The sequence below is a fragment of the Veillonella sp. 3913 genome (assembly GCF_003992235.1).
GTDB lineage: Bacteria > Bacillota > Negativicutes > Veillonellales > Veillonellaceae > F0422.
This window is the reverse complement of the sequence record NZ_RQVF01000002.1, coordinates 167,384-181,958: the sequence shown is the minus strand read 5'-3', so window position 1 is coordinate 181,958 and position 14,575 is coordinate 167,384. Positions and strand designations below refer to the sequence as shown.

At 40.2% G+C, this 14,575-nt stretch carries 12 protein-coding genes and 1 tRNA gene; 11 read left to right on the top strand and 2 right to left on the bottom strand.

The features are described from left to right. Positions 1-77 precede the first annotated feature (77 nt). From guaA to EO113_RS03975, 11 genes are all read left to right on the top strand, one after another. Positions 78-1,613, top strand: coding sequence for a glutamine-hydrolyzing GMP synthase (gene guaA / locus EO113_RS04025; RefSeq protein ID WP_062401247.1), 1,536 nt, complete (start codon positions 78-80; stop codon positions 1,611-1,613). A gap of 114 nt (positions 1,614-1,727) precedes the next feature. Beyond that, complete coding sequence (locus EO113_RS04020; RefSeq protein ID WP_126940539.1) at positions 1,728-2,762, top strand: rod shape-determining protein; 1,035 nt, start codon at positions 1,728-1,730, stop codon at positions 2,760-2,762. After that, positions 2,762-3,679: a rod shape-determining protein MreC gene (gene mreC / locus EO113_RS04015; RefSeq protein WP_127135615.1), complete on the top strand. Its 918-nt coding sequence runs from the start codon at positions 2,762-2,764 to the stop codon at positions 3,677-3,679. The genes EO113_RS04020 and mreC overlap by 1 nt, the downstream gene beginning before the upstream one ends. Continuing rightward, a complete protein-coding gene (mreD, locus tag EO113_RS04010; protein WP_009352847.1) occupies positions 3,676-4,167 on the top strand; it encodes a rod shape-determining protein MreD in 492 nt (163 codons plus the stop codon). The genes mreC and mreD overlap by 4 nt, the downstream gene beginning before the upstream one ends. A 12-nt stretch (positions 4,168-4,179) precedes the next feature. Then, entirely contained in the window at positions 4,180-6,078 is a 1,899-nt protein-coding gene (mrdA, locus tag EO113_RS04005; RefSeq protein ID WP_127062352.1) for a penicillin-binding protein 2, read from the top strand. A 9-nt stretch (positions 6,079-6,087) separates the two neighbouring features. Beyond that, complete coding sequence (gene rodA / locus EO113_RS04000) at positions 6,088-7,191, top strand: rod shape-determining protein RodA (protein ID WP_009352948.1); 1,104 nt, start codon at positions 6,088-6,090, stop codon at positions 7,189-7,191. A gap of 37 nt (positions 7,192-7,228) precedes the next feature. Further along, positions 7,229-9,112: a TIGR03960 family B12-binding radical SAM protein gene (locus EO113_RS03995; protein WP_127135614.1), complete on the top strand. Its 1,884-nt coding sequence runs from the start codon at positions 7,229-7,231 to the stop codon at positions 9,110-9,112. Beyond that, on the top strand, positions 9,084-9,773 hold the full coding sequence (locus tag EO113_RS03990) for a TIGR03936 family radical SAM-associated protein (RefSeq protein ID WP_127135688.1): 690 nt from the start codon (positions 9,084-9,086) through the stop codon (positions 9,771-9,773). The genes EO113_RS03995 and EO113_RS03990 overlap by 29 nt, the downstream gene beginning before the upstream one ends. Before the next feature lie 9 nt (positions 9,774-9,782). Further along, on the top strand, positions 9,783-11,201 hold the full coding sequence (locus EO113_RS03985) for an Rne/Rng family ribonuclease (RefSeq protein ID WP_127062348.1): 1,419 nt from the start codon (positions 9,783-9,785) through the stop codon (positions 11,199-11,201). A 112-nt stretch (positions 11,202-11,313) separates the two neighbouring features. Continuing rightward, positions 11,314-11,877: a manganese efflux pump MntP family protein gene (locus EO113_RS03980; protein WP_127062345.1), complete on the top strand. Its 564-nt coding sequence runs from the start codon at positions 11,314-11,316 to the stop codon at positions 11,875-11,877. Positions 11,878-12,417: 540 nt separating this feature from the next. Next, positions 12,418-12,508, top strand: a tRNA-Ser gene (locus EO113_RS03975). A gap of 207 nt (positions 12,509-12,715) precedes the next feature. Here EO113_RS03975 and EO113_RS03970 read toward each other — a convergent pair. Continuing rightward, positions 12,716-13,870, bottom strand: coding sequence for a site-specific integrase (locus tag EO113_RS03970; RefSeq protein WP_127135613.1), 1,155 nt, complete (start codon positions 13,868-13,870; stop codon positions 12,716-12,718). Between the two features lie 39 nt (positions 13,871-13,909). Continuing rightward, the gene (locus EO113_RS03965; protein WP_127135612.1) at positions 13,910-14,482 is read right to left on the bottom strand and encodes a helix-turn-helix transcriptional regulator; all 573 of its coding nucleotides are present in this window, start codon (positions 14,480-14,482) and stop codon (positions 13,910-13,912) included. Positions 14,483-14,575 lie beyond the last annotated feature (93 nt).

Below are 14,575 nucleotides of genomic sequence, written 5' to 3'. Positions count from 1 at the left end.
TTAGTGCATAGGGTATAATATTTAATATATAGTGTTTATATATTGAAGTTATAAACAGAAGATTGTGGGAGGACAGAATGGAACAAAAAGAGATGGTTGTTGTCGTTGACTTTGGTGGTCAATATAACCAACTGATCGCGCGTCGTGTACGTGAAAATAATGTGTATTGTGAGGTATATCCATACAATAAAGCATTAGAAAAAATTAAAGAATTACAGCCAAAAGGTATCATCTTCACAGGTGGTCCTGCTAGCGTATACGAAGACAATGCTCCTAAAATGGAAGCGGAAGTATTTGAACTTGGCATTCCAGTATTGGGTATGTGCTATGGTATGCAATTTATGGCACATACATTAGGTGGTCATGTAACGTCTGCGGAAACACGTGAATTTGGTAAAACTCCAACTCATGTGGACGTGTCCTCACCATTATTTAAAGGACTTTCAGAAGAAGAAATCGTATGGATGAGCCATGTAGATTATGTGGCAAAAGTGCCAGAAGGTTTCAAAATCGTGGCACATACAAAAGATTGCCCTGTAGCAGCTATGCAAAACGAAGAGCGTCGTTTATATGCTATGCAATACCATGCAGAAGTATTACATACAGAACATGGTAAAGAAATGTTGCACAACTTCTTGTATGAAGTATGTGGATGCACAGGCCAATGGACGATGGCAAACTATGCAAAAACTGCTATTGAAGAGATTCGCAATACAGTAGGTGATGGCAAAGTATTATTGGCATTATCTGGTGGTGTGGATAGCTCCGTAGCAGCGGCGTTAATTTCCAAAGCTGTAGGGGACCAATTAACTTGTATCTTCGTTGACCATGGTTTGATGCGTAAAAACGAAGGTGACGAAGTAGAAGCGGCGTTCAAAGATTCTGGTATGCACTTCATTCGTGTGGATGCAGAAGAACGTTTCTTAACAAAATTAGCAGGTCTTGAAGATCCAGAAGCGAAACGTAAAGCTATTGGTGAAGAATTTATTCGTGTATTCGAAGATGAAGGACGTAAAATTGGTTCCGTTGATTACTTAGCACAAGGTACCATTTATCCAGACGTAATCGAATCTGGCACTGGTGAAGCAGAAGTCATTAAATCTCACCACAATGTAGGTGGTTTACCTGCAGTAGTAGATTTCAAAGGCTTAATCGAACCACTTCGCAACTTGTTCAAAGACGAAGTTCGTCAATTAGGTGCTGAACTTGGTTTGGCAGATTACCTAGTATGGCGTCAACCATTCCCAGGACCAGGTCTTGCGATTCGTGTCATGGGTGAAGTGACAAAAGATAAACTGGACGTATTGCGTGACGCGGATTACATCTTTCGCGATGAAATCGCAAAAGCTGGTTTAGATCGTTCCATTAATCAATACTTCGCGGTGTTAACAAGTACACGCACAGTAGGTGTTATGGGTGACTTCCGTACCTATGATTACACATTGGCATTGCGCGGTGTAACTACAACTGACTTTATGACAGCTGATTGGGCACGTATCCCTTATGACGTATTGGATACTATCTCCCGCCGCATCGTGAACGAAGTAAACCACATTAACCGTATCGTGTACGATATTACAAGTAAACCACCAGCAACCATTGAGTGGGAATAAAGTAAATAGACTGAAAGCCAGTAGAACTTAGGAACTGCTGGCTTTTTTATTTATAATCTCCTTAAAGTATGTTACAATTAATAAAATACGGAATTCTTTATAAGGAGAGATTCGATGAAATTATTTTCTTCATTAGGAAGAGATTTAGGAATAGATATTGGGACCTTTCATACGCATATTTTTGTGGAAGGTCGAGGGGTGGTTGTATCAGAACCATCCATCGTGGCAACGGATGCAAAGCAAGAGAATATCGTCACCGTTGGGGAAGATGCACAACGCTTGTTATTGCGTAATCCGGAAACATTAGCGCCTATGAGTCCTCTGAAAGAGGGCTTTATTGTGGACTATCGTATTGTGTTGTCCATGTTAAAGTATTTTATGAACAAAGCGTCCAAGGCGGTTCGCAGATCTCGTGTCGTCATGGCAGTACCTTGTGGGATTACCGATGTAGAGCGAAGAGCGATGACGGATGCCATCATTCAGGCGGGCGCTCGGGAAGCTCATTTGCTGGAAAGTCCAGTAGCAGCAGCGATTGGTGCAGGGCTTCCTATCTTTGAGGCCCGTGGTAGTATGGCTGTCGATATTGGCGGTAGTACTACGGATGTAGCTATTTTATCGATGGGTGGTAAAGTAGCAAGCCGCACATCACGGATTGGTGGTAATGAATTAAACGAAGCTATTTACCATTATATACGTAATGAGTTTTCTATTATGGTATCCGATGAAACAGTGGAAGACATTAAGCAAACTCTTGGTTGTGCGATCGCTCCATCTATCGAAGGGGAATACACTATCGTAGGTCGTCACTCTGAAACGGGACTCACCAAACGCTGTATCATTCGTAAAAGCGAAGTCTATGAAATTTTGCGACAACCTATTGCAGATATGGTGGCTGTTATACGCAGTATTTTGGAAAAAACACCACCTGAATTAGTGGCAGATATTATGGAAAGTGGCATGCTCCTTACGGGAGGTACGTCCTTACTTGAAGGGTTAGACCGGCACATCCAAGAGGAGCTAGGCATTCCTGTACGCATTGCAGATACGCCCGGCGATACGGTGGCACTTGGTTTAGGAAGAGCTGCCGCAGATGTACAACGTTTAGAACGATTGTTAGTGGCAAGTAAATTACGAAAGGGGCGATCTTAATGCAACAATCTGAACGCAAATGGTTGACTATGATCGTCATTCTTTGTACTGTACTAGGTATTTTTGGTTATGTGTGGAAACAAAGAACACAAGTTCCAGTAGTAACAGTAACTCTAGAAAATTTGATGGCCCCATTTACTTATGGAGCTAGTCGTTTCTTAGAAGGAATACATACGGGGATTGCGATTATTGATGATGGTATTCTACGTGTGAAAGATATGTCTGATATAGAGGAACGCAATGCAGAATTAGAGCAAAAGCAAGTGGCCTATGATGAATTGGTAGCAGAGAATATTCGTTTACGCCAATTGTTACAATTTAAAGGAGAACAACCCCAATTTGCTTTATTAGCAGCCTCTGTAGTGACTCGTGATAGAGGGGCTTGGACGGATACATTCACTATTAGTAGAGGCAGTGTAGATGGGGTAGAGCCTAATATGGCAGTTATTGCTCCTCGTGGGGTCGTAGGCTTTGTGTCAGATGTATATGAACATTCTGCACGGGTACAAAGCATATTAGATCCAAGATCTGCTACTGGTGTTATCGTGCAACGACCAGAATCTAGAATTGCATCTATACTGAAAGGGAATGGGAATCGCCCTATGGAGCCACAAATGGTGAACATTGCCTTAAATGGTGATGTGCTAAAAGGCGATACAATTGTAACTTCAGGGTTTGGAGGTATGTATCCAAAGGGATTATTATTAGGTCATGTGAAAGATATTGTGACTGATGAAGAAGGTTTTGTGAAACATGCAATCATTGAGCCTACGGTAGACTTTCAAAGTTTAGAAGAAGTATTCATCATTACCAAATCCTTTACAGCGCGACCAGAAACGCCAAAATTAGAGCCAAAATTGATTCCTCGCACGCAACGAGATCAAGTAGAAGGTGCTAAAGGGACGGTGCAACAATGAAGCGATTTGCCTGGACATTGATGTTAGTAGGTGTGATTATTATCCAATCTTTAGTCGTACCTAGATGGTTTCCCTACTCTTGGGCACCTCATTTGTTGCTAGATATTGCCTTAGCCGTTACTATACTGAAAGGGCGTTCCTCTGGACTGCTATTAGCTGTTGTAGGGGGTATTGTCCAGGATGTGATGATTGGTAATTATTTTGGATTACATGTGGTATCCTATGCCGCAGTGAGTTATGCCTTAGGGTCTATACATTTGACTATTTATGAAGAACAATGGTATGCCAGTGCTGGGTGGATTGGACTAGGAGCGGCGTTAGTGATGCTAGTGCAAATAGGCTTATTGTGGATTGTGCAGGAGCCTATTATATTGACCACCTATATTTGGAATCATGGCATTCCTTCGATAGGTATTGATGCCTTGGTGGGAATCTTAGTGCACAAACTAGTATGGCGCTGGGAAGAGAAAGATGAATACATGTGGTAGAAAGGAGAGACTATGTTAAAAGCACTATATAAAAAGAAAAAAACTACACGCTTTGATGTGTTGTTAACTATAGTCATCCTCGTTTTTGCTGTTTTATTAGGACGTGTATTTTACTTACAAGCTATTGAAGGTGATTATTACCGCGGAAAAGCAGAGGGGAACCGGTTACGTATCTTATCTATGACGGCTACTAGAGGGTTGATGTATGATCGAAATGGTCAAATTATCGTCGGCTCACGACCTGCTTATATGGTATCTATGTTGCCAACTGGAAAACAGGCAGATCCAAAAGTGTTAGAACAATTGGCTGCTTATTTGCAAGTGCCAGTGAAAACCTTAGCAGATAAAATAGAAGCTCATAAAGGTGGTTATGAACCAATTAGATTAGCTAGTGATGTAACCTTAGATAAGGTCACAAAAATTGAAGAACATCGTCACGAATTACCAGGTATTACAGTAGATGTAGAACCACTTCGCTATTACCCTCATGATACAATGGCATCTCAACTATTGGGCTATGTAGGAGAAGTGAGCGAAGAAGAATTGGCAAAAGTAAAGCAAGCAGAATTAGAAGGCACAAATTCTGGAGGCCCTATTGGAGCGGGTACGATTTTAGGAAGATCGGGCCTTGAGAAAATGTATGACTCTGTCTTGCGTGGTGTTGATGGTGGTCGTCAAGTAGAGGTAGATGCCAGCGGACGACCTGTTGAAGAAGTAGGCCGTAAACATACAGTACCAGGGCGAAATATTCATTTGACAATTGACTTGAATTTGCAAAAAGTGGCTGAAAAAGCTGTGTATGATCAATTAGCTACTCTTAGATCGCAAGGTATTCCTGCAAAGGGTGCTGCCGTTGTGGCCCTAGATCCTAACACAGGAGCTGTATTGGCGATGGTTAGTGCCCCAGGATTTAATCCGAATTGGTTTGCCAAAGGGATTACCACAGAACAATGGAATCAACTCAATACTGATGCGAACCATCCTTTTGAAAATAAAGTAGTTACAGGTGAATATCCACCAGGATCTCCTTTTAAAATTATTACTGGCGCAGCCGCATTAGAATTAAAAAAAGTAACTCCTAATGAAATGATTTACGATAGTGGTAAACACTGGTTAATTGATAAGCGAAATGCAGAGGGAGAAGCCTTGGGCTGGCTTGACTTTAATAAAGCCTTAGCCAAATCTGATAATGTGTATTTCTATGAAATGGGTAATCGCTTAGGTATAGAAAATATTGATAAATATGCTAAAATCTTTGGATTAGGAGAAAAGACAGGTATTAAGCTCTATGATGAGGGTCGTGGTAACTTAGCTAGTCCAGAATATAAGAGGAAAGTATTTAATCAAGATTGGTATTTAGGGGAAACTTTTGATGCTGCTATAGGTCAGTCTTTTACCTTGGTCACGCCTATACAGATGGCAGTGGTTATGTCTGAAATTGCCAATGGAGGGATTCGTTACCAACCGTATGTGGTGAGCCGCATTGATAATGCAGATGGAACGCCAGAAGAAATCTTTGGACCTAAGAAGCTAGGCGTTTTACAAGTGTCTAAAGCAGTTATGGATATTGTTCGTAATGGTCTTAGAGATGTAACGTTGGAAGGTGGTACAGCAGGGGAAATTTTTAAAGGATTATCCCTAGCAGTAGCTGGTAAAACAGGAACTGCAGAGAATGCTACTGGTACTGACCACGGTTGGTTCGTCGCCTATGCACCTTATGACAAACCCCGTATTGTTGTGGTAGCTCTTGTGGAGCAAGGTGGCTTTGGAGCTAGCTCAGCCGGCTCTATTGTACGTCCGATTTTAGAAGAATATTTTCATATTCCTAAACCGGTTGTTGCACCAGTGAACGGGAAAAAAGGTGATTCCAAAACGGGCACATCTTCTATAAAAGAGCAAAAAGTAGACTAGGAGTATACTATGTGGCAGAGAATTATACGAGAATGGGATTGGATTTTGATGCTGTCTACGATTAGCCTTATCATCATAGGATGCATTGTGATTGGTAGTGCTACGCATGTGAATCGCGAAGGTTTACAACTAACGGGACTGGTATCAAAGCAATTACTATTTTTTGGATTAAATATCATAGCCATTGTAGGTCTACAATGGCTAGATTATGAGCGTTTGCGTCCCTATGCTAAATGGATTTATGCAGCTACCATCCTCATGTTATTGGCTGTTATGATCGTGGGTACATCAGCACTGGGTGCGCAGCGCTGGATTCAGATTGGTCCGATTACTATCCAACCATCAGAGTTTACAAAACTGATGATGATCATTAGCCTTGCCAATATGTTGGAAAGTCGGGTAGAAAAATTAAATTCCTTTAAAGAACTGTTGCCAGTATTCTTGTTTTTAGGAATTCCGGCACTACTAGTATTTAAGCAACCTGACTTAGGAACATCCTTAGTGTATGTGGCTATTTTGGCAGGCATGCTTTTTGTTAGTGGTATTCGAATGCGATTAGTGCAGATTATGGTAGGTACCATGGTGGCATTAGCTCCGCTAAGTTGGTTTGTTTTGCAAGAGTATCAAAAACAACGGATTATGGTATTTTTGAATCCCAATGTAGACCCATTTGGAGCCGGATATCATATTATCCAATCTAAAATTGCAATCGGTTCAGGTTTGCTATTTGGAAAAGGCCTTTTTGAAGGAACCCAAAGTCAACTGAACTTTTTGCCAGAAAACCATACAGATTTTATTTTCTCCGTGGTCGGAGAAGAATTGGGTCTTCTTGGGTGTTGTGTGGTCTTAGGATTATTGTTAGTGGTGGTATATCGTAGTTTTTTAATTGCCAAACGATCAGTAGATCCCTTTGGTATGCTAATTGCTACAGGTATTGGGTCTATGTTTTTGTTTGAAGTCTTAGTCAATGTAGGTATGACGACAGGGATTATGCCAGTAACAGGGATCCCATTGCCTTTCATCAGTTATGGTGTTAGTGCTTTGACCACCAATCTATTGAGTATAGGTTTATTATTGAATATAGTAATGCGTCAGAAAAAACGCATGTTTTAATTGTTAGAAATGAGGCTTGTGCCTCTAGTGAGGTTGTATGATTCACTTAGATCCATCATGGTTACAACATGTGGAAAAACCGGCTCGTTATACCGGCGGGGAATGGAATAGCATTGTAAAAGACCACAGTACAGTGGATGTGACAATGGCCTTGGCATTTCCTGATGTATATGAAGTAAGTATGAGCCATTTAGGAATAAAAATTTTATATGGTTTGTTAAATGAACGTCAAGATGTGGTGGCTGAGCGTGTCTTTGCGCCTTGGCACGACATGGAAAAGGAAATGCGAGACCGTAAGATTCCTTTATTTTCTTTGGAAACCAAAACGCCAATTCGCGAATTTGATCTATTGGGATTTACATTGCAATATGAAATGAGCTATACCAACATCTTGAATATGCTGGATATGGCAGAGATCCCTTTCTATAGCAAAGATCGAGATATGTCTTTCCCATTGCTATTAGCAGGGGGACCTTGTGTATATAATATTGAGCCTATTGCAGATTTTTTTGACATCGTGTCCATCGGTGAATCGGAAGAATGGCTTGTGGAGTTTGTAGAACTATTTAAAACAGAAAAAGCGAAAGGTTTTCCAGGCGGTAAAGAGGCATTCTTGCGCAAAGCAGCCTTAATTGAAGGGACCTATGTACCTGCTTTATATGAGCCAGAATACACAGAGGACGGTCATTTTAAAGGATTAAAAATTTTGGCAGAGGAAGCGCCGGCAGTTGTAAAAAAACGTATCGTAGAAGATGTGGAACATTCCTATTATCCGACAGCACCTATTGTGCCATATTTAGACGTAGTCCATGATCGGGCTGTATTAGAATTATTCCGTGGTTGTTTGCGAGGCTGTCGTTTCTGCCAAGCTGGTATGTTATATCGTCCTGTTCGTGAAAGAACGCCGGAACGGTTATTACAAATGGCAAAGGATATTATCGCCAATACCGGATATAATGAAATTTCTTTAATGTCTCTAAGTTCTGCAGATTATTCTAAATTGCCAGAATTAGTAGATATGCTGATGGAAGAATTTAAAGATAAACAAGTCAGTGTTAGTCTACCATCTTTGCGTATTGACGCATTTTCTATTGATATTGCAAAAAAAGTGCAGCAAGTGCGTAAAAGTGGCTTAACCTTTGCTCCAGAAGCAGGCTCTCAACGTATGCGTGATGTGATTAACAAAGGTGTTAGTGAAGAAGATTTAATGGCAGCCTGTGAAAATGCTTTTAAGTCTGGATGGAATACAGTAAAACTTTATTTCATGATGGGCTTACCGACGGAAACCGATGAAGACGTAGCAGGCATTGCTGACTTAGCTTATAAAGTATTAGATTTGCACCGAGATATTACAGGCAAACGCAATGGCAAGGTGACAGTGAGTTGTTCTTTCTTCGTACCGAAAACACACTCCCCTTACCAATGGTATGGTCAACAAGATGTAGAGGAAATTCATCGTAAACAGAGATATTTAAAATCTCTTATCAACAATCGGAATATTTCCTATCATTATCATGATGGACATACGGGGTATTTAGAGGCTATCTTTGCTCGTGGAGATAGACGATTAGCGCTATCCGTCATAGAGGCATGGAAACATGGCTGTAAATTTGATGGCTGGACAGAGTATTTTAAATACGATACCTGGATGCAGGCTTTCAAAGATACGAATATTGATCCAGATTATTATGCTCGCCGTGAACGTAGCTTTGAAGAGGCATTGCCTTGGGAACATATTGATGACACCGTAAGTAAAGCCTTTTTACAACGTGAATGGGAGCGTGCTGTAGAAGGCACGTTGACGTGGGATTGCCGTCGTAAGCCATGTAATGGCTGTAATGCTTGTCCAGAGCTAGGCACACCAATTATTGATTATAAGGAGGGTGGACGTGTTGAGAAAGTTACGTTTGGCCTTACATAAGGGAGAAGAACTTCGCTTTTTATCCCATTTAGATTATGCCTCCGCCATAGAGCGTATGATTCGTCGTAGTGGGATTAAAATGGCTTATTCTGAGGGATTTAATCCACATATGAAGATTAGTTTTTCCTCTGCCCTTGCCTTGGGTATTACGGCTAGTGCTGAATATTGTGATATGGATGTGTTAGAAGAAGGGTCATTAGAAGAATTGATGAGCCGACTTTCACAATCAGCGCCAAAAGGCTTAGAAGTCTTGGATGGACGATTCATGCCGGATAAAGTGAAAAAAATGATGGCCATATGCAATTATGCTGTCTATGAGGTGACAGGCCCGGCTGTAGAACGCGCAAATTGGGAACAGTTGCTGGAACCTTTTAATAGTGCAAATGAAGTATTATATGAAAAAGTAACACCGAAGAAAACAAGAATGATTGATGTGAAACATTTCATTAAAGAACCCTTGGTAGCAACGGTAGACGGAGATATGGTAACAATTCGTATGGCTATTGGCGTATATCCAGAAGGGACTATGAAGCCAGGGGATATGTGGAAATTGGGTAAAGAGCAATACGGTTGGCCCGTAACAGATAGTTATTCTATTCACCGTGAAGCGATTTTGATTGAAACGGATGGGGCTTGTATTACGCCTCTAGAAGTGGAATAAGGAGAGACTATGAATCGATTATATGCCAATGTGATGAAAGAGGAAACCCGTCTTGCCATTGTGGATGAGACAGGGGATTTACAACAAATTATATATGAACGACCACAGCTATCGAATCGCGTAAATCATATGTATAAAGGGGTAGTGAAAAATGTTCTACCTGGCATGAGTGCAGCTTTCCTCGACATTGGCATCGGTCAAAATGTGTACCTAAACCTACAAGAACAAGGGAAACAGAAAAAAGTACATGTAGGGGAAGTCTTATTAGTTCAAGTTGTGAAGGACGCCATGCTGGGAAAAAGCGCTCGTGTCACTACTGATGTTAGTTTGGCTGGTCACTATATGGTATTATTGCCACAAGATCAACAGATTCATATTTCTAAAAAGATTACAGACCCAGAGTTGCGTCAGTCTTTGAAAGATATGGCACAACCTTATTTAGAGCGAGGTGTAGGATTTATTTTGCGCACCGCAGCTATGGGGGCTAGTGAAGAAGAAATTGCTCGTGATATGGCCTATTTACATCAGACTTGGGAACACTTGCAAAAGCGCTATAAGGTAGCACAGAATGGAACGGAAATCTATGGAGACGCCAACTTATGGTATCGTGTGATCCGAGACTATGTAGGACCTACGGTAGGTTTTATTATGGTGGATGATGTAGCTGCTTATGAAGAGTTGCAACAATTATTAGGAGCAGGACGGTTTGGTAAGCCTGTAGAAGTCAGCTTTTGGAATCAGAAGGAAGATATTTTTAAAACACATGGTATTGAAGAACAAATTGATGCTCTTTTAAATCATCGCATTGATCTACCCTCTGGTGGCTCCTTACAGATTGATCAAACAGAGGCACTCACTGTGATTGATGTAAACTCTGCTCATTACAGTGGTAAGAATGAACAAGTGGGACAGGTGGCAAAACGAGTGAATCAAGAAGCGGCCCATATGATTGCCAGACAATTGCGATTGCGAAATCTTGGAGGAATCATCATTTGCGATTTTATAGATATGCCTAAACAGGATATGGAAGAACTAGTACAGTTGATGAACCACTTAGTGAAAAAGGATCCTATTAAAACCGTCGTATGTGGTATTACTTCCTTAGGATTGTTGGAGTTGACACGGAAACGGGAGCGCCAAAGTATTCCATCTATCCTCTTTGATACTTGTTCCAGTTGTGGTGGGACTGGACATGTACTAAAAGGAGAAACTGTGTATTTGCAAATCTTACGACGTCTGCGGGAATTGTATCGATTTGGTCGATTAAAAACGGATGTATCCATTGTGGTGCATCCAGATGTGGGGCAATTCTTTACAAAACAAGTATTGGAATCGTTACGTGCAGAGTTGCAACGAACTATACAGATTGAAAATGATACCACAATGGGATTAGAAGCCTATTCCCTATTAGCCTTAGGTGATGTATAATAATAAAATTAGTACTAAAAACAATTACAGTTCTCTATATGAAATGTAATGTTTTTAAGAAAAAGTGCTTGGGATTGCCAAGCACTTTTATTGTTATTTGCAGGAGGGACTTGTGTCATACCTTGAAATATTAATTTTATCGATAGGTCTTGCTATGGATGCTTTTGCGGTTTCTATTTGTAAATCATCGCAGATGAAAGCAGATCCAAAGATGAAAAAAATCACGTTGGCATTCTTGTTTGGTGCATTCCAGTGCTTAATGCCGATCATAGGGGCAGCTGTAGGAGCTCAATTTTCGCAGAATTTTGATGAGTGGGACCATTGGGTTATTTTCATTACTTTAGGCTATTTGGGTATTAATATGATTCGTGCCTCTTTTAGCGATGAGGAAGAGGATACATCTTCCGTGGATTGGAAAGAGATGTTAGCGTTGTCCATTGCCACTAGCATCGATGCTTTAGCTGTAGGGGTTACCATTGCACTATTGCATGTGGATATATATTTTACATCGCTCACCATAGGGGTGATTACCTTCTTGGTATGTCTCGTGGGCATATTTAGTGGATATCATATGATGAAAGCATTTCGTGAAAGAGCCGAAATGGCAGGAGGAGTTATATTGATTCTGATTGGAGTCAAAATATTGCTGCAGCATTTGGGGTACTTGCCTCGCTAAATCGTCTCTTGTGTTGCTATTCTGTCCGTGGCTCTTTATTGTTAGTGTAAGGGAAAATCGCCGCACATTCCTCCACAAACTGATACAGTGGTTAGGTTTGTTCCGGAACATGCGGCGCTTTTCTAGCGTTTGTGCTATTTAGGTAATTACAGTGCCACGGAACGTTCTACGCGACATGGCGTTCCTCACGGGATGGGGGTACACCGTGCTCTTCTTGCATTTTTGTGATTTAGGTGTAAAAAATGCCACAAGGCTACTACACCTAATGGCATTCCTCCACAAACTGATACAGTGGTTAGGTTTGTTTCGGAACATGCGGCGCTTTTCTAGTGTTTGTGCTATTTAGGTAATTACAGTGCCACGGGACGTTCTACGCGACATGGTGTTCCTCACGGAGGGGTCGCACTCTTCTAGGGTTTATGCAAATTAGCTAGTAAGGGTAGCCACAAGGCTACTACGCACAACTGCGTTCCTCTGCAGGGGAGAAAAAAGTGCTTGACGGAATATATTTAGTGGTTTATAATAGTTAAGTATTCACTTGGAGAGGTGTCCGAGCGGCTTAAGGAGCATGATTGGAAATCATGTGTGCGGTGATACCGTACCGAGGGTTCAAATCCCTCTCTCTCCGCCAAGGTTTAAAGGGTGTATATGCTTATAAACAGAAATAGAAAAGTGCTATAAAATGCAATTCTACAGGGCTTTTCTGATTCTTGCTTATAAGTGTATAGACCACTTTTTTTTACCCGTTTGCCCCCTATCAAGCCCCCTAAAAATAAGGGGGCTTTTTTTGTTGCCTAAAAATTCTATAGAATATGACAAATACACGAAAAGTGAAAAACTAGATAGCATTTAGCTTTTTTATTATTTCATCTTGCATGGATTCGGTCACATGACTATATACGCTTAGTGTGGTTTTAGGGTCATTATGGCCTACCCTTTGCATGATAGCTTTTAATGGTACGCCTAATTCTGTTAGCATACTAATATGCGTGTGCCTAAAAATATGCGTGGTTAGGTGCTTGCCCTCAATATGTATCTTGCGTAACATCTTATTGATGTATTGGGGTTCGTAAGGATTGCCTTTTTTATTTGTGAATATGTAGCCCTGATCGTTGTAACTGTTATCCCATGCGAGCCTTTTATTCTCTAGTAACAGCTTTTCAATGATACTAATACAACGGTCATTCAAGGATACATACCGTACACTATAGATATTCTTAGGAGTGCCACGGCTAGGGGCTTGCCCTTGCCTATATTGTGATATAGTACCGTTAATGTGTACCCTCTTATTGGCTTTATCGTAGTCACATACACGCAAGGCGAGCAGTTCGCCAATTCGTAGGCCTGTTAGGCTCATAAATTCCATGAGTAAGGATATACGAGGGCTGATACTATGCAAGGCAAGGAGTACCGTTTTTAATTCCTCACGGTCTAAAAACTTAGACTGTTTTTTATCCAATTCTTGCATAGTCATAGGCTTTTTTATGAGTTCGATATCCTCAATGTGCCTAATATCCTCTATATAGCATTTTTTCTTAGCATATCTATAGATACTCTTTACCGTGGTAATTACTTTACATGTGTAATCGTAAGAAAGCCCCTGTACGTGGTACATCGTATGTGCCAATTCCTCTATAGTGATTGCCTTTACATCGTGTAATGGTGTATCCTGTATATACTCACATAATTTATTGACGGTTAGGCGGTTATTGCTATCAGTGGATAGCTTGCATGATAACGCCTTAAATTGTCGCCACTCATTGGCCACTTGTTGAAAGTACACTGTATTTTCACGGGTGGCCTTTTCTTGTGCCTGATCTATAGCCTTTGTAATCTTTTCATGTAAAAGCCGTGTAGCTAACTTAGTAGCTTGAGGGCTGTTACTCTCCATAGTCACGGATACACGTTTATTATTGCCCGTTACAGGGTCTTTATATCGTTCAAAGTATTTATACTTGATACCTTTTTTGGTGTGGTGTTCCTCAATCCACATAACAGATACCGCCTTTCATTGTGAAAGGGGCTAATGCTTTTACTCTTGAAAACCTATATCGACTGAAGATATTTCAAAAGATTTACTGAATGTATCTATATCGTTTGATATCTCATTATACAAATTGTCTAATTCATTGATAATCTCATTTTCTATATGTTCTAAAAATATATATGGTGCAATACTATCATAAGATTCTTTATTTGTTGAGAGTGTAATCATTAAGTTAATATCATAACCACCCCTGTTATAGAAATCACCTTTAAATGGAATTGTTGTTTTTGTCCCTTTTTCTATATCGATTTGGCCAATAACACTGAGATGTGAGATAAACTCTTTATCCCCCTCATTGTAAAAGAAGTCAGAATCTGTTGTAATGCTTTCGTTTGGATTAATAGTGAATGTAATATCAAATGGAATATATGAAAAAAATTCACTAGTAGAGCAGTTTAGATACATACATAAAGTATTGAGTATATTCATAGAAATACTTTGATTATCATTGTAATAAATACTAGTTAGTGTAGGTCTAGATATTTTTGTGTCTTTTGATACCTTTGATATTGTAAGACGCTTAGCCCCTAAAATAGTTTTAAAATTATTTAAAATCATATAATCACCTCTGTTTTATTTTATCACATAATTCCATTTGTAAAAAGGTGTTTACAAGTTATAGATGGAATGATATAATTACAACTGTAAAGA

Excerpts from the sequence above, each read along its gene's own strand:
- guaA (WP_062401247.1), top strand. The coding sequence starts at position 78 with ATGGAACAAAAAGAGATGGTTGTTGTCGTTGACTTTGGTGGTCAATAT.
- EO113_RS04020 (WP_126940539.1), top strand. The coding sequence starts at position 1,728 with ATGAAATTATTTTCTTCATTAGGAAGAGATTTAGGAATAGATATTGGG.
- mreC (WP_127135615.1), top strand. The coding sequence starts at position 2,762 with ATGCAACAATCTGAACGCAAATGGTTGACTATGATCGTCATTCTTTGT.
- mreD (WP_009352847.1), top strand. The coding sequence starts at position 3,676 with ATGAAGCGATTTGCCTGGACATTGATGTTAGTAGGTGTGATTATTATC.
- mrdA (WP_127062352.1), top strand. The coding sequence starts at position 4,180 with ATGTTAAAAGCACTATATAAAAAGAAAAAAACTACACGCTTTGATGTG.
- rodA (WP_009352948.1), top strand. The coding sequence starts at position 6,088 with ATGTGGCAGAGAATTATACGAGAATGGGATTGGATTTTGATGCTGTCT.
- EO113_RS03995 (WP_127135614.1), top strand. The coding sequence starts at position 7,229 with ATGATTCACTTAGATCCATCATGGTTACAACATGTGGAAAAACCGGCT.
- EO113_RS03985 (WP_127062348.1), top strand. The coding sequence starts at position 9,783 with ATGAATCGATTATATGCCAATGTGATGAAAGAGGAAACCCGTCTTGCC.
- EO113_RS03970 (WP_127135613.1), bottom strand. The coding sequence starts at position 13,870 with ATGTGGATTGAGGAACACCACACCAAAAAAGGTATCAAGTATAAATAC.
- EO113_RS03965 (WP_127135612.1), bottom strand. The coding sequence starts at position 14,482 with ATGATTTTAAATAATTTTAAAACTATTTTAGGGGCTAAGCGTCTTACA.